This is a genomic window from Sediminibacterium soli, assembly GCF_009939225.1.
In the GTDB taxonomy this organism is placed as follows: domain Bacteria; phylum Bacteroidota; class Bacteroidia; order Chitinophagales; family Chitinophagaceae; genus Sediminibacterium; species Sediminibacterium soli.
The window spans coordinates 140,868-166,354 of the sequence record NZ_JAACJR010000010.1 but is presented as its reverse complement, the minus strand read 5'-3'; the positions used below and the strand labels follow the sequence as shown (position 1 = coordinate 166,354).

At 51.3% G+C, this 25,487-nt stretch carries 15 protein-coding genes and 1 tRNA gene; 5 read left to right on the top strand and 11 right to left on the bottom strand.

Going from position 1 to position 25,487, the window contains the following annotated elements:
• Positions 1 to 40: 40 nt before the first annotated feature.
• Positions 41 to 418 carry an RDD family protein gene (locus tag GWC94_RS16220; RefSeq protein WP_161836367.1) on the bottom strand — a complete coding sequence of 126 codons (378 nt, stop codon included), beginning with the start codon at positions 416 to 418 and terminating at the stop codon, positions 41 to 43.
• Between the two features lie 184 nt (positions 419 to 602).
• Between GWC94_RS16220 and tyrS the strand changes: the two genes are divergently transcribed.
• Positions 603 to 1,886 (top strand): tyrosine--tRNA ligase, encoded by a 1,284-nt coding sequence (gene tyrS / locus GWC94_RS16215; protein WP_161836365.1) that lies wholly within the window; start codon positions 603 to 605, stop codon positions 1,884 to 1,886.
• A 23-nt stretch (positions 1,887 to 1,909) separates the two neighbouring features.
• Positions 1,910 to 3,586 (top strand): hypothetical protein, encoded by a 1,677-nt coding sequence (locus GWC94_RS16210; protein WP_161836363.1) that lies wholly within the window; start codon positions 1,910 to 1,912, stop codon positions 3,584 to 3,586.
• Positions 3,587 to 3,717: 131 nt separating this feature from the next.
• On the opposite strand, the gene GWC94_RS16205 is transcribed toward GWC94_RS16210, so the two are convergent.
• Together GWC94_RS16205 and GWC94_RS16200 are read right to left on the bottom strand one after the other, a co-directional pair.
• Positions 3,718 to 3,918, bottom strand: a complete 201-nt coding sequence (locus GWC94_RS16205; RefSeq protein WP_161836361.1) for a hypothetical protein — start codon at positions 3,916 to 3,918, stop codon at positions 3,718 to 3,720.
• 68 nt (positions 3,919 to 3,986) lie between these two features.
• A complete protein-coding gene (locus GWC94_RS16200; RefSeq protein ID WP_161836359.1) occupies positions 3,987 to 4,664 on the bottom strand; it encodes an SGNH/GDSL hydrolase family protein in 678 nt (225 codons plus the stop codon).
• A gap of 224 nt (positions 4,665 to 4,888) precedes the next feature.
• Between GWC94_RS16200 and GWC94_RS16195 the strand changes: the two genes are divergently transcribed.
• Positions 4,889 to 4,959 (top strand) — tRNA-Gln (locus GWC94_RS16195).
• Positions 4,960 to 5,285: 326 nt separating this feature from the next.
• Here GWC94_RS16195 and GWC94_RS16190 read toward each other — a convergent pair.
• The gene (locus GWC94_RS16190; RefSeq protein ID WP_161836357.1) at positions 5,286 to 6,569 is read right to left on the bottom strand and encodes a M24 family metallopeptidase; all 1,284 of its coding nucleotides are present in this window, start codon (positions 6,567 to 6,569) and stop codon (positions 5,286 to 5,288) included.
• Positions 6,570 to 7,078: 509 nt separating this feature from the next.
• On the opposite strand from GWC94_RS16190, the gene GWC94_RS16185 reads away from it, so the two are divergent.
• The gene (locus GWC94_RS16185; protein ID WP_161836355.1) at positions 7,079 to 8,920 is read left to right on the top strand and encodes a glycoside hydrolase family 2 protein; all 1,842 of its coding nucleotides are present in this window, start codon (positions 7,079 to 7,081) and stop codon (positions 8,918 to 8,920) included.
• A gap of 368 nt (positions 8,921 to 9,288) precedes the next feature.
• Here GWC94_RS16185 and GWC94_RS16180 read toward each other — a convergent pair whose 3' ends face one another.
• Positions 9,289 to 10,797, bottom strand: a complete 1,509-nt coding sequence (locus GWC94_RS16180; RefSeq protein WP_161836353.1) for a DUF1593 domain-containing protein — start codon at positions 10,795 to 10,797, stop codon at positions 9,289 to 9,291.
• 78 nt (positions 10,798 to 10,875) lie between these two features.
• A complete protein-coding gene (locus GWC94_RS16175; protein ID WP_161836351.1) occupies positions 10,876 to 11,787 on the bottom strand; it encodes an AraC family transcriptional regulator in 912 nt (303 codons plus the stop codon).
• Positions 11,788 to 11,941: 154 nt separating this feature from the next.
• On the opposite strand from GWC94_RS16175, the gene GWC94_RS16170 reads away from it, so the two are divergent.
• A complete protein-coding gene (locus GWC94_RS16170; RefSeq protein WP_161836349.1) occupies positions 11,942 to 13,351 on the top strand; it encodes a sialate O-acetylesterase in 1,410 nt (469 codons plus the stop codon).
• On the opposite strand, the gene GWC94_RS16165 is transcribed toward GWC94_RS16170, so the two are convergent.
• The 5 genes from GWC94_RS16165 to GWC94_RS16145 are packed head-to-tail and all read right to left on the bottom strand — an operon-like array spanning position 13,332 to position 25,485.
• Positions 13,332 to 15,659 carry a DUF5703 domain-containing protein gene (locus tag GWC94_RS16165; protein ID WP_202628852.1) on the bottom strand — a complete coding sequence of 776 codons (2,328 nt, stop codon included), beginning with the start codon at positions 15,657 to 15,659 and terminating at the stop codon, positions 13,332 to 13,334. The two genes, GWC94_RS16170 and GWC94_RS16165, sit on opposite strands and share 20 nt — an antisense overlap.
• Positions 15,656 to 19,018 carry a glycosyl hydrolase gene (locus GWC94_RS16160; protein WP_161836347.1) on the bottom strand — a complete coding sequence of 1,121 codons (3,363 nt, stop codon included), beginning with the start codon at positions 19,016 to 19,018 and terminating at the stop codon, positions 15,656 to 15,658. Before GWC94_RS16160 ends, GWC94_RS16165 begins: the two co-directional genes overlap by 4 nt.
• A 53-nt stretch (positions 19,019 to 19,071) precedes the next feature.
• On the bottom strand, positions 19,072 to 20,163 hold the full coding sequence (locus GWC94_RS16155; RefSeq protein ID WP_161836345.1) for a glycoside hydrolase family protein: 1,092 nt from the start codon (positions 20,161 to 20,163) through the stop codon (positions 19,072 to 19,074).
• Positions 20,160 to 23,450 (bottom strand): glycoside hydrolase family 2 TIM barrel-domain containing protein, encoded by a 3,291-nt coding sequence (locus GWC94_RS16150; protein WP_161836343.1) that lies wholly within the window; start codon positions 23,448 to 23,450, stop codon positions 20,160 to 20,162. Before GWC94_RS16150 ends, GWC94_RS16155 begins: the two co-directional genes overlap by 4 nt.
• Before the next feature lie 16 nt (positions 23,451 to 23,466).
• Positions 23,467 to 25,485, bottom strand: a complete 2,019-nt coding sequence (locus tag GWC94_RS16145) for an aceric acid hydrolase (protein ID WP_161836341.1) — start codon at positions 25,483 to 25,485, stop codon at positions 23,467 to 23,469.
• Positions 25,486 to 25,487: the final 2 nt, after the last annotated feature.

Sequence of the window (25,487 nt, the reverse complement as noted above, 5' to 3'; positions counted from 1 at the left end):
AAGGACGTGAGTTGGCGTGAGTTTTTTTTGGGGGGGGAGGTCAGGCTTCTACGACCCAGGTTTTGCTGAGGTAGTCGTGGAGAGGACGGCCGAGGAAGGGGATGAAGAACAGATCGACGATGGTGATCCGTACGAGACTGCGGAGCAGGATGGCGACGAACAGGGGTTTGCGGCCACGGGCATCCACCACGCGGGAATAGGTGAGCCATTTGCCGGGCGTGCGACCGAAAATGCCTTCGAATACCGTGTAGTATACAAACAGGATACCGAAGAAGAACCAGCCGAAATTATACGCGGGGTACTGCCAGTAGATCACATACCAGTTCCAGGTTTTGAAACCGATATAGGCCAGTATAAAAATAACCAATGTATCTGCCAGGAAATTCAGGGTTCTGGTACCATCGCCTACTTGTCGCATGCGGCGAAATTAATTTGAAAATCTGAGGATTTGAAAATTTGAAAATGAATGCATTGCCGGATGGTTAAATGGTTAAATTGTCATGGCAGCAATAAAACAATTTAACCATTTAGCCATTGCCCCCATTTCCAAATTTTCAAATCCTCAGATTTTCAAATTAATTTCGCCGCAAACGAACATCAAAATGAACCTGATCGAAGAATTAACATGGAGGGGCATGATACAGGATATCATGCCGGGTACGGAGGAACTGCTGCAAAAAGAGATAGTATCAGGGTATATCGGGTTCGATCCAACTTCTGACAGTCTGCATATCGGCAGTCTGGTTCCCATACTGCTGCTGGTGCACCTGCAGAAGGCCGGGCATAAACCCTTTGCACTGGTAGGCGGCGCCACCGGTATGGTGGGTGATCCTACGGGCAAAAGCGAGGAGCGTAACCTGCTGAGCGAAGAGGTACTGCAGCACAACCAGCGCGGCGTGTACAACCAGCTGGTCAGGTTCCTGGATTTTACACCGGGCAAACCCAACGCTGCGGAAATGGTGAACAATTATGACTGGTTCAAAGACATCAGTTTTCTTCAGTTTATCCGCGATGCGGGCAAGCATATCACGGTCAATTACATGATGTCGAAGGACAGCGTGCGTAAAAGACTGGACAGCGAGGTGGGTATGAGCTTTACCGAGTTTACCTACCAGTTGATACAGGGATACGATTTTTACTGGCTTTACCAGCATAAGCACTGCAAACTGCAGATGGGCGGCAGCGACCAGTGGGGCAATATCCTCACCGGCACCGAACTGATCAGGCGAAAAGCCGGCGGCGAAGCCTTCGCATTCACCTGTCCGCTGATCACCAAGGCCGATGGCGGCAAATTCGGCAAGACAGAAAAAGGCAATATCTGGCTCGACCCGAAAAAGACATCCCCCTACCAGTTCTACCAGTTCTGGCTGAATGCCAGCGACGATGATGCCAAAAAATGGATCAAAATATTTACGCTGCTGCCAAAAAAAGACATAGAAGCACTGATTGTTCAGCACGATGCAGCGCCGCATGAGCGCGCCCTGCAGAAAAAATTAGCCGAAGAACTGACCTGTTTTGTTCACAGTCGCGGCGATTATGAATTTGCGGTAAAAGCTTCCGATATCCTGTTCGGTAACGCCACCACGGCGATATTACAGACACTGACGGAAGAGCAGTTGCTGCAGGTAATGGAAGGCGTTCCCGCAACCCGGATACAACGATCCCTGCTCGAGGCGGGATATGACCTGGTGAGTTTTCTGGCAGATACCGGTGTATTTCCCAGCAAGGGAGAAGCCCGCAAAATGTGGCAGGCCGGCGGTGTTGGCATCAACAAGGAAAAGGCGGGCACGGATAAAACCGCGCTTACCCCCGGCGATCTTCTTCAGCAGAAATACATACTGGTGCAGAAAGGGAAAAAGAATTACTTTCTTGTGAAAGTCGTTTAACTTCAAATGACCAACCCTTCTTAATGGCGACGAAAACGACCATTTTATGGCGGTACTATATCTTCTTTTTTGTCGTCATATCGGTTATTTATCAACCAGCAGCCAACGCCGGATTAGTAACTGATTTTATAGATTGGCGTAATCACTATCAACAATCAGGCCTCGCCGACCTGATTAATGGCAAACAGAACTCGATAAAAAGTTTTTACCAGTTTACGCATCTGTTGATGTATGGTTTCACAAATCTGTTCGGTGCTAACCCAATTGCCTGGCATTTTCTTTTTACCGCATTATTTGCATTAAACGGTTTTCTGATTTATAGATTGTTTACAACTGTATTGAAGGATGCCGGCGTGGATAACGCAGAAGGAATTGTATTGATCGGAGTATTATTTTTCTTAGTCTCACCATACCAGGCAGAAGTAGTGGTTTGGAAGGCTTGTTTGCACTACCTCACTGGATTTGCCATGGCTCTGTATTTCGCACTCAACGCGATCGCAGATCTGAGACATCCAACAACAAAACGCTGGCTGCTCTCAATGCTTATATTTACCTGCTCGGTATTTTCTCTTGAATTTTTCCTGCTCACTCCGGTCCTGACTCTTATATTGCTGTTTTTTTACCGGCACAATTCCCAATCCGACACATTTAGGATAAGCATCCGAAAATTTGTAATCATCCCTTTTCTTTTAATTCTTGGTTATTTTATCGTTTACAAACTCGTTTTTGGCAGGTGGGTAGCGCATTATGGCGCTGAACATCACGAAAAACTATTTCATCCTGATACTTTTTCTACGTTTTTTAAATACGCCATTAAATATTTAATACTGTTGCGCCACTGGAATTATCAAGAGAAAGAAGCCGTTAATCATTTCCTTGACGGTCCAATAATTCAGTGGGGAGCCTTGGTAATTGTTTTGTCGTTTGTCATTTACGGGCTAATTCGTTTAAAAAAATGGAATATTCGCAACAAAGTATTGTTGCTATGTATGTTTTTATTTATGCTTTATTTAATGCCTGCGGCAACCTTCCATTACAGCTATCTGCTTTTATCTGAAAACGACAGACTGGGTTTTATGGCTTCCGCATTTCTTTTGATGGGATTCAGTGTTCTATTGTCCCGATTACCCCGAAGGATATATTATACGATAGCGTGTGTCTATATAGGCTTATGCACTTTTCCACTATTTCAATCAGTTATGTATTGGAAGAAATCAGAATTCATATTTTCAGCAACGGTTCAGCACCCCATTTGGCACTCATCAATACATCCTCACGAACAGGTATTATTTTTAAACGCACCCGACAATTTCATGGGGATACCAATATTTAAGTCGTGGAATGATTCTTCGGATATCTGGAAATCGATCCGACTTGACAATCCCCGCATCAGTTTTGGTTCATTTTATGATGTGGCCAAATACAATATGACGGATACTGGCAACGGCGTACATATTGTCGTAATTGATTCCATTACGATACGGGTTATATTTAACCAGTGGGGGAATTGGTGGTGGAATAAAGGGATCGGCGCAGGCAATTATGAAAATCAGGACTACCAGGTAATCTTTAATGACGGCGATTGCGGAAACTGCTATACCCTCCGTTTAAAAAATTTGATCCCCAGGAGTATTATTTTTCAAACCGGATTTGCCTTAAAAAAGGTGAATATGAAAGCATTTGGAATTGAACAATGGTGATTTCTCTAATGGCTGTCACGGTACCATCGCTGAATTGTTGCATTGTTTAATGGTCAAAACCGGCCATTCAACAATGCAACAATATAGCCCTTAACCCATTCAACCGATCTTTACTGATCTGCTACCCGATCCTAAGCGATCGCGTCCTCAAAATCCCTTTTTGCCTGGTGGTTGGCTTTTCTGAAATACTTTTTCACTTTTTCGTGCACATCACCGGCTTTGTCGGCGAGGTCGTGCATGGCTTCAGAAGTTTTGTTCCGGTTTCTCATGTACCAGTAAACGCCCGCGCCTGCTGCGGCTACGATACCGGCTGTAATCAGGATCTTTTTCATATCACTCATTTTTGTTTGTGATATGTATGCAATATCTGTGCCGCTGAAAAGCCTGTGGCCTGTGTAAGTTATTTCACAGATTTGACGGCGTTCCACATTTCCTGTGCCACCAGCAGGTTGCCTTTTGCGTTCAGGTGTACGCGGTCGGTGGTAAGTATACCCGACTCTTTGTTATCCGGGTTGTTTTTTTCGCTGTAGGAAAGAAATGCCTTGCGCAGGTCTACCAGCGGGATATTGTTTTTGGCTGCATAACTGCGCAGCCAGTTGCTGTAGAGGTTAAGATCGCCGTCCTGCTGGTTGGAATAGTCGTAGCGTTCGCCGATCACCGCGGGTGTGGCAATGATCACTTTGGCGCCGGCGGCCTGCAGTTTGTTAACCACGGCTTCGTAGAACTTGCCGAACTTGGGAAGATCGGTACCCGTGCCGCTGGAGGCTTTGTGCCATACATCGTTTACGCCAACATAAACCACCACGATATCGGGGTGCTGTTTGATCACATCGTCTTCTATCCGGAGGTAGAGATCGTATATTTTATTGCCGCCGATACCGGCGCCAACGGTCTCGTACCGGTTCTCCTGCCCCTCCTGCCTGATCAGGGAATCGATCAACCTGATATAACCACCGGGATTGGCCCCGGCCTGGGTGATGGAATCGCCGAAAAAGACCACTTTTTTCTTTTTCTGAAAATTGAACGACATCAGGATCATTGCCGCCACAAAAAGACCGAGAAGGATGAGTTTGCTCATAAGCTGGGTTAAGGATGGGAAGTTAGGTAATTTTGGGAACCGCGGAAAACCGGTCGGCGGAAAGCCGAAACCGGGCGATTTCGGTTTCCTTTTTCGCCTGCCGGCACCGGCCACGCAGCCTGTTAATGCATCCGGCCCTTCCGCGGCCAACAATTGTTCTTAAAATTTGGAACAATCCTTCCGCACCCCTATTTTTGCACCCCATTCTGAAAAGAATGCGAGGATGCCCGATAGTATAAGGGTAGTACAACTGATTTTGGTTCAGTTTGTCTTGGTTCGAATCCAGGTCGGGCAACAAAAGGGAAAGATGAAAGTCTTTCTCTTTTTTTATGCCGGTTTTATCGGAAAATATGTTCAAATCCTCCTACGTCTTTATTGTCGCCAACCACAGGCGTTTGGAAGACCAGTGTTGCTCTCTGCGAAACTCCCCTTCTCTGCGTCTCTGCGGTGAAAACATACCCCTCATTCACCGCAGAGATGCAAGAGGTGCAGCGATCCGCAGAGAAAACGAGGTCAGGTATTCCTGAATATCCATTTTATATTTTCTTTCGAACAGTTGTTGTCAGGCGACCAACAATGGCGTAGAAAACGCAACCGTGCCCTATCATTGTGACCGCTCACCTATCCAAACGGTTGATTAATTGATACGGCGGTTTTTGAAAACCATTTCGGCCCGTCGGCAGTCATGTAAGCGCAATCTTCCAGTCTTACACCAAACTCACCCGGTATTGAAATTGTTGGTTCTATGCTGAAACACATGCCAGGCTCAAATAACTGTTTATTTCCTTTCACCATGTTTCCCCACTCATGTACATCAGCACCAATACCATGCCCTGTTCTGTGGGGAAGCCCCGGTAATTGGTAACCCGGTCCAAAGCCAGCGTCGGTGATCACTTTGCGGGCCGCAGCATCAACAAGTTCGCATGCCATGCCATTTTTCGCTGCGGCAAAACCAGCGGCCTGCGCTTTTTGTTCGAGAGTCCATATATCAAGTTGCCTTTTGGTGGGTTGGGCACCGAATACAATGGTTCGGGTGATGTCGGAAGTATAACTTTCGACGCTGCAGCCGCAATCCATCAAAACAATATCTCCTTTTTTTAATGTCTTCGGTTTGATGCTGCCGTGTGGCATGGCGGACGATTCACCAAAAAGTATCAATGCAAAATCAGAAACGCCACCCAGTTTGGTTTGTGCTTCAGATACTATCGAAGCAACTTCCTGTTGCGACATGCCTTCACGTAAACTGCTGATGCCCGCCTGGATAGCAGCAACCGTTATATCGCTTGCCTTTTGCATTAATGCGATCTCGGCCGGAGATTTGATCAGGCGGCAGGGCATCGTTACGGAATCACCACTTGCATAAGAAAGATGAGGTGTCTGTTTGCGGATACCATCGAATATAAAAAACCGAAGCCGCTCCTCCATCCCAATCGTCCCGGATTCGATGCCCGCCTTTTTAAAAGCGGAAGCGATCAGTGCATACGGGCTTTCATCCTCCTGCCAGGCATACACATCTTTACCAATGGTGATCCGTTCACGCAAACGCGATTCCTCAAAACCCGGGCAGATATAAAAGACTTCGCCTTTGGCAGGAATAACAGCTACCATGGGTCTCTCACTTTGTCCCCAGCTTATACCGGTAAAGTACAAAAGAGAAGTACCTGCATCAAGCACCAGCGCCTGCATTTTTTGTTCAGCCAGCAGGTGCTGTGCTTTTGCAACGCGTTCCTGCCTTTCTTTGGCAGAGATCGGCACTACATCTTTTGTCATCGGCTGCAGAGAATCAGATGCATAAGTTCCAGCAGTTTTTTCCGTATCGCTTTTACAGGATTGCAACCCCGCAACGAGAACCGTTGCTGCGCTCACTGTAGACAATTGTAAAAAATCGCGTCTTTTTAACCTCATACTTTTTTTGTATAGTGTAATGGAAAGATAATAAATAAACAGCAACTATTTTCTTTGCGTCTTTTCGTGAAAAAAAGAATGGAACAGCCGTCGAAACAAGATAAAATAAAGGCAAAAGAATGTTTTCATTTTCGGAAGCGTCACTCCCCGACCACCACTGTTCGGAAGAATCAAGTCATAACATGTAGAATTAAAGGACATTCTCTGCGAGACTCCCCCGACTCAGCGTCTCTGCGGTAAAAGACCTTTTGGATTTTGGAGATACCTGATTTTCGAAAAATTTTCACCGCTGAGACGCAGGAGGTGCAGAGATACGCAGAGACGATAGAACTTTTGTTCCATTTTAGGATACCAGCTGAACTTCCTAAATATTCGTTCCGCCCTCCTGAAGCCTACGTGGGACAACGCTGCTGAGAACGAACGGGTCTGCGGCATGGTTATCCATGAAAATCATTATTTTCCCTGAATGATTCATGCATACCCTTCATTAATCATTATTGCCTCACCTTATGAGAAAAGAACTGCTTGCCGTTGTCGGTTTATTGTTATGTGCTGTCGTTTCCGGACAGACCGGTTGGAAGATCGTGCCCGGAAAGATCACCACAGCCTGGTCGGTAAACATCAATCCCGATAAGGTATTGCCCGAATACCCCAGGCCGCAGATGGTAAGAGAAGACTGGAGCAATCTGAACGGCTTATGGCAATACACGATCGTTCCCGCCGGTGATACCCGTTCCTTTCCTGAATCATACGAAGGAAATATCCTTGTACCCTTTGCCGTGGAATCCGCTTTATCGGGCGTGGGCAGAACCGTGGGCAAAGACAGCGTGCTTTGGTACAGGCGTACGGTGCCGGTGAGCGCGGCGGGCGGCAAACGTGTATTGCTGCATTTCGGGGCGGTTGACTGGCAGACCGATGTTTTTATCAATGGCAAAGCTGCCGGTTCACACAAAGGCGGCTATGATCCTTTCAGTTTTGATATCACGGATCAGCTGAAACCGGGCAATGAACAGGAAATCGTGGTGCGTGTATGGGATCCCTCCGACGAGGGTCCGCAACCCCGCGGCAAACAGGTCAAAAACCCGCGTGGCATCTGGTATACCCCCATTACCGGTATCTGGCAAACCGTTTGGATGGAATCGGTGCCAGCCACCTATATCAGTTCCTTCACGCAAACACCCGATATCGACAACCAGCGTCTGACGGTAAGCGTTGCCGCCGCACAGTTGAAACCGGGAGACGAGATCACCGTTGTTGCAACGGACAACGGAAAACAGATCGCTTCACAAAAGACCGGGCCTTCCAACACGGTTACACTGCCGGTGATCAATCCCAGGTTATGGTCGCCCGACCACCCGTTCCTGTATGATCTCCGCATCCGCATCACGCGCAAAGGCCGGTTGGTGGATGAAGTGAGATCCTATTTTGCGATGCGCAAGATCTCTGTGTCGAAAGACCGGCAGGGTGTGCAGCGACTGATGCTGAACAATGCATTCCTGTTCCAGTACGGCCCGCTTGACCAGGGCTGGTGGCCCGACGGATTGTATACCGCCCCTTCCGACGAGGCTTTGACATACGATATTGTAAAAACAAAGGAGATGGGTTTTAACATGATCCGCAAACATGTGAAAGTGGAACCCGCGCGCTGGTATAACTGGTGCGATAAACTGGGTATACTGGTATGGCAGGATATGCCCAGCGGAGATATGGGCAACCAGTGGGAAATGCGGCCAGGCATCTACGGCAAGGCAACAGACAAAGACAGGACTGCCGCATCGGAAGCCATTTACAGAACGGAATGGAAAGAAATCATGCAGGATCTTGCTCATTTTCCTTCCATCGTTATCTGGACGCCTTTTAACGAAGCATGGGGCCAGTTCAAAACACGCGAGATCACCGAATGGACGATGCGCAAAGACCCGTCGAGATTGGTGAATACCGCAAGCGGAGGCAATTTTGTGGAGGTGGGTCCCATTATCGATCTGCACAATTACCCCGACCCACTGATGCCTGATGCAGACCTGTATGGTGCCAGACGCGCGCTGGTACTGGGCGAATTCGGCGGACTGGGATTACCGATCGAAGGACATACCTGGCAAACAAAAAACAACTGGGGGTATCAATCGTTCAGGAATACGGATGAATTGTTCGCACGTTACCAGCAGTTCATTACACGTATGCCCCACCTTATCAGCAAAGGCCTTTCCGCGGCCGTGTACACCCAGACAACGGATGTGGAAACCGAGATCAACGGGCTGATCACCTATGACCGCAGGCAGGTAAAGATGGATGCAGCCAAACTGCGTGCACTGCACCAGGCATTGTATGTGTCGGGAGGCAATGGCAAATGATTGCGTGAGAATGGTGGTTGGTCGGCGACAACAATGGCAGCAGGTATGCTTCCTATCTCTGCGTGCCGCTGCTCCTTCTGCGTCTCTGCGGTGAATAAGGTTTTTCTTTACCGCAGAGGCGCTGAGGAGGTGAGTTTCGCAGAGAATATGTTTTAAATGGGTAATTCGTTGCCTGCTCGTCGAACTGCAGCGTGCCCAGTGGCACATAGGGAATGTGTGTCATCATAGTTTGCCCCATCCAGAACAAGGCCCAGCGGGGTGGATGCTATATTTCAACGTAATAGATATCTGTCACTTACCGCAGCGGTTACCAGGACCGACAATATTTTCTCCAGAAACATCACCATAATCCCTCCGGCTCTTTTCCATCACAGCACCGTCACCACCACTCTCCGGTACCTCGTTAAAGCAGGCGAACCGTTGTCGGTGACTTCCAGCACCAGGTGTATGGTTTCGTCTTTTCTGGCGTTTGCGGGTACGGTAAAAGTGGCGGTGGCTTTGCCTGGGTTTTGTATCGATACCTTTTCGCTGCAGGTTCCTGCTTCTGCGTATTGCCACCATCTAAAAGTAACAGCGTTACCATCGGGGTCTTTGGCCAGGCCTGTGAGCCTGACTGCCGCACCAGGTTTTGCTGAGATATCCTGCCTGCCTGCCAGTGTTGCCTGCGGCGGATGATTGGCCTGTGAAAAAGGTTTGACGCACCAGTCGGCACGCGCCGCAAAATCGTTCTGCAGCGCTTCGATCCAGCGGGTCTGGGAAAAATGCGCATCGGCTTTTTTCGTAAAACCGTTGTAATCGGCCGGCGCGGTTGCATCCACCCAGAGATGCGGGTTTTGCTTAGAGCGTTCAAACCTGGCACCCCATCCCCCGTAACCCGGATTTTCGAGGTTCCGCAGCCCGGTATTGAGGAGATAGAGAAAAGATGGAGAATCGCCTTCCGAGATGAACGCGTATTTTTTCATGTTGTTTTTCAACGCTTCGGCCGTATCGCCCTGCGTATGATCGGAATCGTTTGCCAGCTTCTGCCCGTCGCCCCATAAAAAATAGCTGCTGGCAAGCGCGCCATGCCCGAACTTGATATGCTCTTTGTGCCAGGGGCCATCGAGATAAGACAGGTATGGTTTGGGAACGGTCTTATCCCATAAATACGCAAAGCACCAGAACATAGACCTGTTCAGCAGGATCGTCAGATCGGGCCAGTTGGCCGACAGGTATTTCTGATAGGTCTGGTCCTGGTCGAGTATGATATACAGCGTGGCTTTGGCGGATACTTTTTTCTGAATCGCCTCCCATTGCGGCGTTCCTTTATACTGGTCTTCGATGGATTTGAGCGCGCGGGCCACCGTATTGGTGCCTCCCCATACCGGAAAGAACAGCGGCGCCGGATCCGCATCAAGCAATAACTTCTTTATAAAGTCTGAACCCTCCGTATCATGATCCATCTCGCTTTCAAAATCGATGTTGCCAATCCTCACCAAACTTTTCAGGCGCCGGGGCGAGGGATAATTTGCATCGTGTTTCCGCAAATTCGGGTACACAGTTGCATACCTGTCTATAAACGACTGCATCCAGGTGGTTCCGAGCCAGCGCAGGTTGGTGCGCGTACCGTATTTTTTTGCGAATGGCATGGCCGATGTAAAAGGGGTGCCTTTGCCATCGCCCGCATAATGAAATTCCGAACTGCTGTAAACAAGTCCGACAATGTTCAGCTCGTTGCTATAGAGCAGCAGCCGGATAAATGAATCCATATCGTCCACTTCCCCATCGGTTGTGATGACAACACGCGGTTTATTGTGGATTTTCTGGGCGGATACCAAAACGGTGTTCAGCAGCAGGCAGCACACCAATACCGCGTAACGGAAGAATGTTGGTTTCATGGTCGGGATTTATGATTACCGGTTATTTTTACGAGTCGTGCACTCCGCTGCACCATCCGATCCTGCCCGCGCCCATCCTCACTGTTTATTCATCGACCGGTATTTCTTGGGTGACATGCCTATCACCGTTCGGAACCTTTTTGAAAAATAGTATGGATCGTCAAAACCCATGCTGAATGCGATATCCTTAACCGGCCGCGTGGAGAAGTCGAGGTGCTGGCAGGCTTTCTGCATTTTCATCTGAACAAAATAATCGATGGGCGCGTAGCCGGTCTTCTGCTTGAAGAGATTGGAAAAACGCGATACCGAATAATTGTACTGCTTGCTCAGTTCGTTCAGGCAAAGGTTTTCGCTGATATGCTCCTGCATATACAGTATGGCGCTGTCAACGCAATCCAGTTTATCGGTGCCGGCAGATTCGTAATGCCGCGAATTGTATACAAACAGCGTCAGGAACTGCGAAAGACACATATTGGTGAAGAGCAGGTTATCGATACTGTACCCCAATTCGAGTGTCTTGTATATTTTGGAAAACAGCGCCAGTATATCACCGTTGTTGCGTATATAAAACGGTTTGAAATGTTTCTGAACAGCCTGTACCTGGTTGAGCTGCGGAAGCGAGTCGCCGCCGAAATGGATCCAGTAGATACTCCATGGCCGGTCGGGATCGCTGCCATAGGCATGTTCGGTATGCTGGGGCAGGATAAAATATTCGTTGGGACCCACTTCGTAACGCTGCCGGCCGATCTGGTACCATCCATGCCCGTCTACACAATAAAACAGAAAATTTTCCGGCAACCCTTTCTTCCGGTAAGTATAGTGGTCTTTGGCCTTGGGATAATAGCCGATGGAACAGATATGCAGGTGTTTCAGCAATGCATTGCCGTGCACCCGCGATTTGAGTATGGTCTTGGGTATCTCGATGCGCTGCCGGCCCACCCCATACCAGATATTGTTATGCGAACCTTCTTTGTTCTCTTTTTCTTTCATACGGCAGACTGCATGATTCAGCGGAGTAAATTACTTAAAGTTGGGAATAAATACGGCAAAAGCAACAGTACCGGATGGTTTACCCTATATTACCCACTATTTTGTTTCTTAATTTTTTGATGCCATGAGATCTTTTTTTCCGCGAATCCCGCTTATGTGTTTTTTCCTTCTCTGCTGCCTGGCTCCCGGCTTACTGCGGGCAGGCATTCGTATGCCCGCCATTTTCGGCGATAATATGGTGTTACAGCAACGCACACAGGCGGCTCTCTGGGGCTGGGCCAGACCGGGCAGCACCGTTCGCGTAACCACCTCCTGGAATCGCCAGAAATATACGGTTAGCACCGGCGCCCAGGGACAGTGGAAACTCGGCATTACCACGCCTGCGGCAGGCGGCCCTTTCGAAATAGAGATCTCCGATGGCGAACCTCTTATCATCAGAAACATACTGATCGGCGAGGTTTGGTTTTGCAGTGGCCAGTCGAATATGGAAATGCCGATGAAAGGTTTCAGGGACCAGCCCGTATCGGGTTCCAACGATGCACTGTTTGCCGCCGCCAACCCGCAACTGCGTTTGTACACCGTACCAAGGGCAGTGGAAAGACTGGTGAAAGATACCAGCAAGGCTTCTCCATGGAAAGAAGCCACACCGGCCAATGCAGGCAATTTTTCGGCAACGGCGTATTTTTTCGGAAAGCTGCTGCAGGAACACCTGCATGTGCCGGTGGCACTGATCAACGACAGTTACGGTGGCTCTCCCGCGGAAGCATTTATGAGCGCCGAATCTCTGCAGGCTTTTCCCGAGATCAGCTTGCCTGCCGCAACAGGTACGGAAAAATTGTCGAACAAATCGGCCACCACCTTGTACAATGGCATGATCCATCCCCTGGCAGGTTATACGATCAAAGGCTGTATCTGGTACCAGGGAGAAAGCAACCAGGACAGACCCGATCAATACGAAAAACTTTTTCCCGCCATGGTGGCGCTGTGGCGGCGTGAATGGGGACAGGGTGATTTTCCTTTTTATTTCGCGCAGATTGCACCTTTCAATTACGGCTCCTACCCCGGCAACAAAACCGAAAAAATGAACTCCGCCTACCTGCGCGATGCACAGCGCAAAGCCCTGCACCGCATTCCCGCAAGCGGCATGGTGGTGCTGATGGACAAAGGAGAAGAGAACAGTATTCACCCGGCCGACAAATCAGTTGTCGGAAAACGGTTTGCTTACCTGGCGCTGGCCGACACCTACCGGTTCAGCGGGTATGCTTTTCAAAGTCCTGATATGGATTCACTCGCCGTCAGCGGTAATATTGCCACCGTTCGCTTCCGGTATGCACCCAACGGCCTCACCGCATTCGGGCAAACACTGCAGCAATTTGAGATAGCGGGAGCCGACAAACATTTTTATCCCGCGCAGGCCGTAATACGCAACGGAACGGTGCAGGTATCTTCGTCGCTGGTGCCGAACCCGGTGGCCGTGCGTTATGCGTTTAAAGATTTTATCAAAGGAGAATTGTTCAGCACCGAAGGTTACCCGGTTTCTTCTTTCAGAACGGACGACTGGTGAGCATGACCTGCACATCCCGGCTTCTTTCTTCGGGGATCACTTTCAGCAACGACAGCTTACCATTCTTCCATTCGGCTTCTACGGTTGTCTGGTAAGGTGCATGCAATTTAAAATGCACGTCAATACCGGGCGGCCAGGCAGGGAAAAGGAATATTTTTTTATCGTCTGTCTGCAGCAGCATTTCCTGCAGTCCCAGCATACCGCTGCCTCCCCAGTTATGATCGGGTACCCAGTCAAAACCAGGTCCCCAGAATACGGGAAACCGCCTCTCCGCATTCTGCAGTTTCAGTGAGCTCAGTCGCCAGGCCTCGTCGGTGAGTCCCAGTCTTGCTGCCCAGATATTATCCTGTTTCCAGCCGATATGGCTTCTGAACCTGATCACATTGGTATCGTACAGCCAGGTATTGCGTGCAGTGTCAAGTCCCGGTCTGCCGATGCCGTAAATACCCCAGGGAAATACGGGATACAATTGCGGCGACTCTTGGTTATTGATCCGCTCCCAGGATCTGGCGGGTGCAATGGTGGTATGCCCGTTGAAGCTTGCATAACTGATATCGGGAATTCTTTTCAGAAAACTGTCGAGTTGTTTGCGCTCACCTGCTGCCAGGTATTTTTCCGGCAGCGATAACATGCGCTGCGTAACCACCCGCAATGCGGCGATCGTGGAGCTGGCATTGGTGGCCATCTTGAAGGTTTCGGCGGCGCTGCCCGGGTACAGTACCAGTTTACCATTGCCATCCAGTGTTTTTGCGCTTCTTAGCCTGGCGAGGTACTGGTAGTGCTCATCAAAAAAACGAAGACAGCTTTTCAGGAACGGTAACCGATCGCTGATGTCTTTGCCCGTGTAGCGTTCTTCTTCGAGCATCATCAGGCAGAATTCGAGAACGGTATCCCATTCATATTCAAGCCACGCGTTGTATTCAACACCTTTATCAAATCCGGCAGGTCTTTTCTGCCCGTATTCGGCGTAATCGGGTAACCCGTAGTTCTCCATCTGCTCGGTAAAGCAGGCCCCTTCGTGCTGCCAGTATACCCGGCTGCGCCATTCCGCGTTCCCCAGTAAGCGCAGGTAGAAATCGAGTTGCGGCTGCAACAGGTCCCAGTCGCCGTTCCGGATCATCGGAAAATATACCAGCCGCTGGTTTTGCGCCGTATGCAAACCACCGCCCCATTCACGGAAATCGGGTGAGAACCCATGGCTGCTTTTGGTGTAGACCGGGTCTGTTGTAAAAAGTCCGCCGTTGAATTTGGTGGGCCATGCGCCCCTGGCGTTACAGGCAAGCAGGTAACGGAACAACTGGAAATTACGCCCTGCCTGCCAGGCCACGGTATCCCTTCCGCCGATATGGATATAACTGCGATCCCAAAATGAGCGCCACCATTGCGTTGTTTTTGCAAACGCATCCGCGGCTGCTGCGGATGTATGGTTCAGCAGCGACTGGTACCATTGCTCCGCGGCAGGCACCTGTTCGGTATGCAGTTGCCAGTGCAACTGTTGCCGGTTTGCGGGACGATTCGTTTTTAATTTCCATGACCGGTAGGGTGTACCTGCATAGGTACCTGCAGACTCGCCCGCGGGAATAAAATTACTGCCATACACCCTGCCGCCGAATACCAGGTTGTGCAGCGGGTTATAGAGTTTTGTTTTCACCGCATCAATACCCTGCTGTGATACGGTGGCATCAAAGATGGTGGTATCGGCATTTTTGTGATAGAATACCACTTCGTTGCCGCGAAAAAAGATCCCGTCTTTTTTGGCCGGGTTGTTTTTTGGCGCGGCCCATTTCCAGGAGTTGCCAAAATTTTCGCGCGAGGGCAGCACCCGGTCTTCAAACCGCCAGCTCTCATACGCCGCTTCCGTGGTGATCTTTTGCGAACTGCGGATGTCGATATGCGCTTCCGGATGGAAAACATCCACCCATATTTTTACCTCGGTCTGCAGACTGCCGCTGGTCCCGTTGATGGTAACATACCCCTCGCGAAGGTGCAGCTCCTGTTTAAACAAGCCACCGGAGAACGGGTTGGGGAAAAATCTGATACGCAGCCGGCCCGCTTTCAGCAGGGCATTGTTTTCATCGAAGCTTCCGCTGCGCGCTGCGTAGATCAGCAGGTCTCCGTTTTCGACCCATACATTCAAACCGATATCGCCACCACCGCATGGCATGGAACCCGATGCATCGCGGCTCTGGCTTGTCCATACCATGTTGTAAGCATCCATACCCCGCTGCGCAAAAAGAGCCGTGGTGTACAGCAGCGGTATCGCCAGGCATATCATAACATATTTCCGTATCGGTGTACACGGTTTCATTTCGCTACCAGTTTTATCGTGCCCATTAATCCTGCGGGCAGCAACGGTTTCCCTTTTAACCGGAACGGCGCATTCGTCCAGCTGACCCTTTGCTGCACCGGCAGCAGTTCATCCCCTATCAGCCTGTTGTGCCAGGTATTGGAAACGGCGATGGCGATATTGTTCCAGCCCGGTTTCAGGACTTTGCCGATACCCAGTTCGTAGGGCGGCGTCCACAAAGTACCGCAATCCTGCCCGTTTATTTTTACGGAAGCGATGTTACAGACAGAATCCATCACCAGCCGCAGCGGTGTCCGCAGGTCTTCGGCCGTTAGATAGATCCTGTTGCGGTAAACCGCTGTGCCGGAATAATACCGGATACCGGGATCGGTATACAGTGACCAGCTTTGCAGCACCGGTATGTCAACCGGTGCCGAGGGCCCGCCGCTTTTGGAATCGAACTGCAATTGCCAGGGTGCTGTAAAAGCGTATTGCCGTAAGGTTTGTGCAGCGGATGACTGTCTTTTTCCCGAACCTGTTTTTTTCCGGAACACCACGAACAGCGATTGCGCCGGTGCAAGCGATTGTTGCACCAGCGTGCGATGGTCTGCTGTATACCAGTTACTCACGCTGGTGATCGTTGCTGTTACCGGATCCCATAGCTCGGGTATTTTTCCGGTTATCCTGAACGAGAGATCAACAGACTGCGATTCGTTTGTCTGGTTGGAGATAAAATAGAGGTCGGCCCCGGGCAGCGATCTGTGTGTCCATGCAATCACATTCGGCCTGCTGCTGGTGCGGAGATCGGGCTCGCTGCCGAGTGAAGCAAAAGAATGCGCAGTATAAGGCGACCATATGATACGCCCTTTCTTATTTTTTTCTGAGAACAGTTCTTCGAGCACGGGTTTCAGCAACCGGTCTTCGTCTTTGTTGCCGATTCCTTTTGCATAATCGCGGTGCATGATAACGGTGGCACCCTGTTTTACCAGTTGCAGCAATTTGGTTGCCACGGCCAGCGATATGCATTCAGGGTTGGGCTGAAGCGGGTGTTTACCGGGTAATACGAGCACCGCATAGCTGGCGCCGCCGGGCAGTACCACCCTTCCGTTGCGCACTTCCATCTGCAAAAGCGCGTCGGGGTTGAACGAATCATACGCATATCCCTGCAGCGGATCGATCCAGTCTTCGGGGTCGGCCATACCCGCAGCATGCGTAACACCGTCGGGTATGGTACGCAAAGGCTGTCCGCGGTTTTCAAGCCGTATGCGTTCCGCCTCCTGTTTTGCCTGCCCGAAAATACCGGTCAGTGTTCCCACAAGCCTGTCGGGCAACACCGCGCGGCGGGGTATTTCCTCTCCAGAAAAAACGGCGATATCGGTAACCGGTTTGCCCGCCTGCAGCAGCGCCTGGCAACGCGCCAGGTAACTGATCCAGGCATTTGCCTGCCCAAACCATGTCTGATCGCGCTGAAAATACAACCCGATACCGTCGAGTGTCATTCCCGGTTTTTTATCGAGCCAGGGATTGTGTGTAAATACATGCAGCACCAGTTTATTGATGCCGAGTGCAAAATTCCGGTCGCCCAGCGTTTTTATGTTCCCGGGATGTTCTCCCCAGTTCATCCGCACCGAGGTAAATGCTTCGGCCGCTACCAGGGGCTTGCCGTATATATGCGCGCCGCTGATGGCATCGAGCACATCGCTGGGTTTATCGTGGGTGGGGCTGTTCAGCCAGAATTCACCCATGGGCAGGTCTACCTGTTTGTAATGAAGCATGCCATCGCTTACCATGGTAGGCGCTACGCTTTCTCCGCTGAAATGGCACCCCAGTTCATGCGCTCTTGCCTGCAGTATGCGGTAGAAAATATCGCTGACCAGATCAGCGATGGTTTGCCGGGCATCGTGTACTATTTTTTCCGACTGTTCGGCAGATTCAACGGGTACGCCGGTCATGGTAAGCAGGTAGGGCATAAGATCGTACCCTCTTCTTTTCCGGAATTCATCTGCAAAACCCGCACCCCAGTTCTGGCTGCCGCATTCCCAGCTGTCTACATGAAAAATATTCAGCACTTCCCCCGCCAGTGCCATGCCGGTTTTTTCGAAGGCTTTGGCAAACCAGTTGTCGAACTGCAGCTTTATGGCAACGGGATTGAATTTATCGCATTCCAATCCTTTGCCGCCTCCGCCCGTGGCATTGGTATGACCGGTGGAAGTATGCCCTATGCGCACGATGGTCCATGCGCCCGGCGGTATCTTCCAGTGAAGTATGCCTGCGGTATCCATCTGGCTGGTGAGATTGATGATATTCCTAAGCGGCACTGCGTCGCCTGCAGGCACCTGTTCCGCCGTTGTACGGGCGGCCACCCGCCACATGCTGCCGTTCTTGGTTTCGGGCTGATGTAACACCGGCTCGCTGCCGGGATAGATACCCATCAGTTTCAGCGATGGTTTCCATTTGGCTGCATCGAGGTCTTCCGCGCCGGGTTCGGTGCCTGTTTTATCGTATACAAACCGGAAATATTTAGCGGTAGTGGCAGGAATGGCATGTGTATTGTCTTCATCCGTATCCTGCCATCCATGACGCGGCGGCTCCAGCCGGGTAATTGTTCTGTACGCGATGCCGTCGTCGCTGGCCTGTACGATCAGCCGCTGCGCCTGGTACCCGTTGGCACCGGTGTGTATGCGAAGAGAACGGATGCTTACCGGTTGCGGATACGCGTAGCGGATCCAGCAGGTGCTGTCTGTTTTAAAACTTTTTTTGCCGACAGGATCCGGTGTTGCCAGAAACTCCGCATTAACGCCGTTGCCGGTTGTGACAAGCGGCGTGGGGATCGGTGTAGCCTGTTCGGGTGTTGCCGGGTAAGCAAATACCGCCACATCCCTGTAATAGCCTTCGTTGGTTTCGGGTTGCTGCAGCGCAAGCGGTAAAGAACGATCGCCTGTTACCACCTGTTTTGTCCACACCAGTTTCTGCATAGACAGTTCGGGTGTGATCCAGGGGCCGCCTGCCAGTGCAAACCCGTCGCTGAAATGCATGGCCAGCCGCAGGTTCAGCCGTTTTGCCTCCTGCATGGCATACCTGACCATGGCCCACCATTCGGGTGTAAGCTGGCGTACCGCTGGCTGAAAAGGAATGGCCGATGAAGTATCCTTGATGGGCATCAGGTAGGCCCCGCCGATGCCCGCCTGCTTCATCGCTTCCAGATCGGCGCTGATGCCGGCTTGGGATACGGCGCCATACATCCAGTACCAGAATACCCAGGGCTTTGCAGAGGCGGGCGGATGCAAAAACTGCTTCTCCAGCGCCGATGCGCCCGCAGGCTGCTGCGCGTTTGCTGTCAGCGTGAGCAACAGGCCCAGCAGGATGATCGTATGTTTCATGTGCTTCAACAGTATAGATTCTTTGCCTGCACAACTAAGGTTATGCATTCGGGTTATTTAAAACTGACGGCACTTTTTCCTTTGTCCACCGAGGTGGCCACTGCAATACCGCGTCGGTCTTTTTCATCGACCGCGCAATAAAAGTGATATACCACGCCCCGGTGTTTTACCACAAAACTCTTGTGTGCATATTTCGCATCGTAGGGCATCGAGGGTTTTACCAGGTCTTCGCCGTTCCAGTCTGTCCAGTGTACCAGGTCGTAACTGCAGGCAAAACGGTTAAATGCGTCTTTGCGCTCTTCCCAGAAGGCACCAAAATAAAACATAACCCAGAGACCCTTCATGCGCTGCACCACGCCATCGCCTGTGATACCGATGCGATGGTGCACTACCGGGTCGGTTCCGAAACGTTTCCAGTGAACCATATCATCCGACACCGCCATGCCGATCCGTTCAAACCAGCGCCATTTGGGTGTGTTGCGGCTGGTATCGCCATTGGCATTGTAGTACATCACGAAGGGATAGCCTGTTGTTCTTTTTTTGTCGCGTATCACCGAACTTTTGAACAGTTTTTTATTCTCCCACCAGCGCGCATCGGCATCGCCGGCGGTAAGCACCGGACTGTTCAGCCGCTGCCAGCTGTGCACGCTGGCGATATCACCGGCGGTATAAGCCATGCCGATGGCGAGCGGACCCGATTCATACCCGCGGTCTTTGCCGCCGATATAACTCATCCAGTAACGGTTATCGAAAGACTGCAGCCTGTACGAGCCGCCCCAGCGGTTATCCTGCAACGCGATATAACCGGCTTTCTGGTTATTGTCCCAATCCGCCGTATCGGAAAAACGCATGATGCTGCCGAGGGTTTTCCATTGCAGCAGGTTGCTGCTGCGGGCCAGCCAGGTTTCGTAGCCGCGGCCTTCAAAAACGATATAGGTCATGTACCAGTATTTTCCTTTCCGGAAAACGGAGGGACAGTCGATTTTTCCGGTGCTGTTATCCGGCACCAGCACGAGCCCGTATTTATAAGGTGTTTTAACGGATTCGTATACGGCCTGCATGGTTTGCTGCGGCACTTCTTTGGGCTGGGCTTTTGCTGCCAGCGATCCCAACAACCATCCGGCGATCAGAAGGTATTTCATCATTCAAACACAGTTTGCCCGATGCTTTGCGGCACCGGAGGTTTTCCTGAATAAGGTACGATAAAGAAGGCATAGCGATAAGACCGGGCGGGCACCTGGTACTGCTCCAGCGGCGCTGCCACTTCGCTCCAGCTATCGTTGCCGCCAACGCCCATCTGCACCAGGTCAATATTCAGCGTGGTATACCTTGCCTCTTTCAGGTCGTTGGTATGCCTGGCCTGTGCAAGATTGGCTTCGGTATAAGGCCAGGCGCTCATGCTCAGCAGGCTGTCAGCCACCACCAGCAGTCCTGCCGGCCGGGCTGTATCTTCCAGCTGCATCCAGCGTATATCGGTGCGGTTACCGTTTTCCTGCGGTACCACATAGGGTTCTGTAAAATCGCTTAGCGACTGTCGGTAGATTCCCACATCGGAGCCATACCTGCGGTCGATATAATTCTCGAGCGGGCCGCGACCAAAATAACGGATGCTGCGGTAAGCGCCGGTCACACCGCATTGCATACCCACTTTGGGTATATTGGGCAGACCCGGCAATACCGACAGCGCATACTGCACCCTTATGATACCCGAGGGATGCACGGTATAGGTTATGCTTACCGAGGCGCTGTCGCGGATCAAAGTATACTGCAGTGTCACCGATATGCTGCCCTCTTTGCCGTTCTCCGTTTTGCGACCGGCAAACTGCGGTTCGTTCTCGTACCATTGTTTCATTTTGCGGTTGGGTTTCCAGCCCCTTCGGTCGTTATCGGTCAGCGGTCTTTTGAAATGCGGAAGCAGTGGGGAGAAAAACTGTTCCCTGCCTTTGTAGATATAGGAAGAAAGTCCCTGCCCGATCTGTACGGAAAAATCTTTCCCTATAATGATCGTTCCCTGTTTTTCTTCTTTTACCTGCAACCGCCTGTTTGACAGCAATGCGGAAACTTTTTTATCGACCCCGGGAATGGTCAGTTGAATGGATGCAATATTGAACCCTGCAGGCGCCCATGACCGGTGGCGCGTTAAGTTATAATGCAATGTTACATGGTACTCGGCAGTGGGCGACAGCACAGGCAGCCAGGGCTGGAGATCGAGTATGGCCGAATCGCCCGGCGGGATATGGGGTGAGGTTAGTTTTTTTTCCAGGACAGGTACACCGTTTTTGGTAAGCACCAGCGTAAGACCGTACGCATCCAGGTTCAGCACGGCGCCGCGATTGATGATGCGGACCTTGTATTGCTCCCTGTTCTGCCACCATCCGTCTGCGGGCTGAAAAATCTTTTTGCATTCATACATCGCTTCCTTGGGTCTTCCATCGGCGGCCACGATGCCTTTGATGGTAAAATTGTCGAAGTATTTTTCGCCAAAATCTCCTCCGTAAGCGTAGTGGGCATGGCCGGCGCTGTCTTTTTTGATCAATGCCTGGTCTTTAAATTCCCAGATACAGCCGCCGATAATACGCGGTGTATTTCTCCACTGGTCCCAGAACTCTTTCAGGTTACCGGCGCTGTTGCCCATGGCATGCGCGTACTCGCAGAAAAAAACAGGACGGTGATCACCATTAGCCTGGTTGGCCAGCAGGGGTGCGGTATACAGGGCGGGATACATACGGCTGACCACATCCACATAGTACTGGTCAAGCGGGTTCTGTATGCGGTGCGAGTGATCGTTTGATTTGAGGTAACGAGGATCCGAAGGGTCGATATAGCCCGGTTCTTTGGGACTGCCCATGGCAGGCTCGTAATGCAGCGGCCTGGTCATGTCAAAATCTTTGACCCATGCTGCCATGGCCGCATGGTTGGGACCGCTGCCCGATTCATTGCCCAGGCTCCACATGATGATGGAGGGATGGTTCTTGTCGCGCAATACCATACGCGTTACCCGGTCAAGGTATGCGCCGGTCCATACCGCATCGCTGCTCAGCTTACCGCCAAGACCATGCGTTTCGAGGTTGGCTTCGTCGATGACCATGATGCCGAATTCATCGCAGAGATCGAGCAGGTAGGGGTCGCTTGGGTAATGACTGAGGCGTACGCAGTTAAAATTGAACTGCCTGATGGTTTTTATATCGCGCAGTATGTCTTCCCGCGCCAGTGCTTTGCCTTTTACCGGATCGTGATCGGGACGGTTTACGCCGTAGAGATAGGTCAGTTTTCCGTTGATCAGCAGCTTGCTGTCTTTTTTCCTGAATTCGATGGAGCGAAAACCCAGTCGGCAGGTCTTTACTTCGAGTATATGGCCGGCACTGTCTTCCAGGCTCAGTACAAGTTTATAGAGAACGGGATTCTCTGGACTCCATTTTTCAGGGTTGCTGATCTTTGTTTCGAGCAATCCGAATTTAGCGCGGTCGAGCCGCGGGTATATTTCATTGATGATCTCGTCGGCGCTTTTCTCCAAGGGCTGCGGCAATACGGCCTGGTTACTGCTGTCGTATAACTGCACCCGCAAACGATAACCGGGCATGTTGCGGCCTGAAAGATTTTCGATACGCGGTCTGATGCTGAGCACAGCATCGCGATACTGCTCATCGAGATGCGTCTGGTAAAAAAAATCGGCGATGCGCAGTTTGGGTTCTGCATGCATATATACTTCGCGATGGATGCCGCTGAGACGCCACTGGTCCTGGTCTTCAAGAAAACTGCCGTCGCTCCAGCGGATCACCCATACCGATATAACATTTTCCCCTTCACGCAGGTAAGGGCTGATATTGAACTCGGCGGGAAGGAAGCTGTCTTCCGAATAACCCAGGAACCGGCCATTGAGCCAGACCTTGTAAGCAGAACTGACGCCGCCAAAATGCAATGTCACATTCATATCCTTCCACGCCGCAGGTACCGAGAAAGTGCGCTGGTAACAGCCGGTGGCGTTATCATCCTGCGGCACATGCGGCGGGTTTACCGGGCGAAAAGGATATACCGCGCTTTTATAGATGGGTTGGCCATAACCCTGCATCTCCCAGCTCGAGGGCACCGGTATTTTTTTCCAGCCGGTTACCCTGTTTTTGTAAAAATCACCAGGCGATTGTCCCGGTGAGGCCGCGAATGAAAAATCCCAGTCGCCGTTAAGCGACAGGTACCGGCCGCTTCGTTCCCTGTCGCCCTGCAATGCATCGGCAACGGAGGCGAATGAATAAGCGGTGGCCCGGGATGCATCGCGGTTGATGCCGCTTACCAGGGCATCTTCATACGGAGCGGCCTGCAACACCGACGGTGCGTTGGGAATGGCGGCCGGGGTTTTATCCACCAGCTGTGCCACCGCCTGTTTACAGCCCAGCGCCAGCAGTATGGTGCAGGTTATTGCGATTTGTTTTTTCATGTTCGGCTAATCATTGTTACTGGCGCATCAATGGCATCCATACGGTCATATCTGTTTTACCCCGGTTGCCCCAGGCGTAATACGGTATCAGTGTAAGCGTGGCGGCTGCCGTGTTTTTACTGACCTCGCGGTACAACTGGTTCTTCCACGAGGGCTGCTGCCGGATCTTGGCCTTGCCTTTTAACGCCACCAGGCGGTTGCCCGCAATGTTCATGGGTACGGGCTGCCATCCGGCATTATCGGCAATGGTTACCTGCGAGAGCTGCTGCCGCGGCAGGTCTGCCGATTCCAGACAGTATACAATGGGACCGCGTTTTACGGTTACCTGGTTCCTGGTTTCTTCCACCAGGGGATTGCTTTCCATCAGCATGGCCGGCATGTGCAGGCGCAGGCTGATGATATCGCCTGTCTTCCATGCATGCCGCAGACCGATATACCCGTTTGCTGTTTTGCTGTTTTGCTGCTGACCGTTTATCGTCAGCGTATACTGTTTACACCATCCCGGTATGCGAAAATGAAGTATGGTGCCGGCCGATGGCGCCTGGCGGATGGTGAAGCGTATGCTGCCATTCCAGGGATATTCCGTTTCCTGGTCAAGACCGATCGGGGATCCGTTCTTCAGTTTTGCCGAGAGCCTGCTGCCGCCATAGAGATTGCAGTACACATCGTTTTCGCCAACGGTATAGAAGTAGTTGCTGATTTCTGCCAGGGTACGTACCAGGTTCGGCGGACAGCAATTGGATTTGCTGATATAGGGCACACGGCCTCCCTCCCACCGCAGGTGATACGGATACTCCGCAGCGGCGGCAAGCGGGTTGGTATACGCATACCTGGTTCCATCCATACTCACACCGCTGAGTACGCTGTTGTACAATGCCAGTTCCACGATATCCGCATAGCGGCCCTCGCCGCTCAGCAGGAACATACGCCAGTTCCAGAGTACGTTTCCGATATTGGCGCAGGTTTCATTGTGCGCGCTGAGATTGGGGAGCTGGTAATCCTTTCCGTATGCCTGATGTATCTTCTGCACGGTATCGGGTTTATAGGAAGTGCCGTCTACTGACACGCCATCGTACAATGCACCGCAACCACCGGTGATATACATTTTGGTATTGACCACATTGTTCCATAACCTGTTCAGGGCAAGCAGCAGTGAATCGTCGCCGGTTTCGGCATACAGATCCGCCATGCCCGCAAAGAGGTAGTTGGCGCGTACGGCATGGCCAACCACTTTTTCCATCTCGCGTACCGGTGCGCGATCGCTGTTATCGTCGGTGCCTTCGGTTTTTCCGCGTATACCAACCAGGTATTGCGCCAGTGACAAATATTGTTTATCGCGGGTGGTGCGGTACAGTTCCACCAGACCCATATAGTGCGAGGGACAGATGGCATTACGTGCCTGCTCGGCTGTGGCGGTACGATAAAATCCATTCAGAAAGTCAGCGGCGCGCACCGCGATCTTCAATAAACTGTTTTTGCCCGTTGCCCGGTAATGCACGCAGGCGGCGGTCATCAGGTGCCCGAAATTGTAGGCTTCAAAACTCAGCCTGTCATCGAACATTTTACCGCTGCCGGTCTTTTGCTGTTCAATGATGTTCCTGGTGTATAGGTAACCATCGCTGCGCTGTGCTTTTGCAATGACGGCGATGGCCGTGTCCATCCAGGCATCCAGCTGCCTGCTGCGTGTTTGTGCATACATGGCCGCCACTGCCTCGAGGGTTTTATAAAAATCGCCATCGTGAAAAGAAGGTTCGCGGAAGCGGCCTGTATCCAATCCCGCCGCCACGCGAAAATTCTGGAACGAAAAGCAACTGTCCCTGCTGGTATAGGTACTCCATAACCGGGGCACCATCACATCGCGGCAGATGGCAAATCGTTCGGCCCAGAAACCGCTGGTCAGCTGCACATCGTTCAATGCCACGGTATTCATCCTTGCATGCGGGCTGCCGCCGGTGACGACCAGGCCCTGCTGTGCCGGCAATATGCCCGGCAGCAGTATGGCGGCTATCACGTATATTGATCGCTGTTTCTTCATAT

Excerpts from the sequence above, each read along its gene's own strand:
- GWC94_RS16220 (WP_161836367.1), bottom strand. The coding sequence starts at position 418 with ATGCGACAAGTAGGCGATGGTACCAGAACCCTGAATTTCCTGGCAGAT.
- tyrS (WP_161836365.1), top strand. The coding sequence starts at position 603 with ATGAACCTGATCGAAGAATTAACATGGAGGGGCATGATACAGGATATC.
- GWC94_RS16210 (WP_161836363.1), top strand. The coding sequence starts at position 1,910 with ATGGCGACGAAAACGACCATTTTATGGCGGTACTATATCTTCTTTTTT.
- GWC94_RS16205 (WP_161836361.1), bottom strand. The coding sequence starts at position 3,918 with ATGAAAAAGATCCTGATTACAGCCGGTATCGTAGCCGCAGCAGGCGCG.
- GWC94_RS16200 (WP_161836359.1), bottom strand. The coding sequence starts at position 4,664 with ATGAGCAAACTCATCCTTCTCGGTCTTTTTGTGGCGGCAATGATCCTG.
- GWC94_RS16190 (WP_161836357.1), bottom strand. The coding sequence starts at position 6,569 with ATGAGGTTAAAAAGACGCGATTTTTTACAATTGTCTACAGTGAGCGCA.
- GWC94_RS16185 (WP_161836355.1), top strand. The coding sequence starts at position 7,079 with ATGAGAAAAGAACTGCTTGCCGTTGTCGGTTTATTGTTATGTGCTGTC.
- GWC94_RS16180 (WP_161836353.1), bottom strand. The coding sequence starts at position 10,797 with ATGAAACCAACATTCTTCCGTTACGCGGTATTGGTGTGCTGCCTGCTG.
- GWC94_RS16175 (WP_161836351.1), bottom strand. The coding sequence starts at position 11,787 with ATGAAAGAAAAAGAGAACAAAGAAGGTTCGCATAACAATATCTGGTAT.
- GWC94_RS16170 (WP_161836349.1), top strand. The coding sequence starts at position 11,942 with ATGTGTTTTTTCCTTCTCTGCTGCCTGGCTCCCGGCTTACTGCGGGCA.
- GWC94_RS16165 (WP_202628852.1), bottom strand. The coding sequence starts at position 15,659 with ATGAAACCGTGTACACCGATACGGAAATATGTTATGATATGCCTGGCG.
- GWC94_RS16160 (WP_161836347.1), bottom strand. The coding sequence starts at position 19,018 with ATGAAACATACGATCATCCTGCTGGGCCTGTTGCTCACGCTGACAGCA.
- GWC94_RS16155 (WP_161836345.1), bottom strand. The coding sequence starts at position 20,163 with ATGATGAAATACCTTCTGATCGCCGGATGGTTGTTGGGATCGCTGGCA.
- GWC94_RS16150 (WP_161836343.1), bottom strand. The coding sequence starts at position 23,450 with ATGAAAAAACAAATCGCAATAACCTGCACCATACTGCTGGCGCTGGGC.
- GWC94_RS16145 (WP_161836341.1), bottom strand. The coding sequence starts at position 25,485 with ATGAAGAAACAGCGATCAATATACGTGATAGCCGCCATACTGCTGCCG.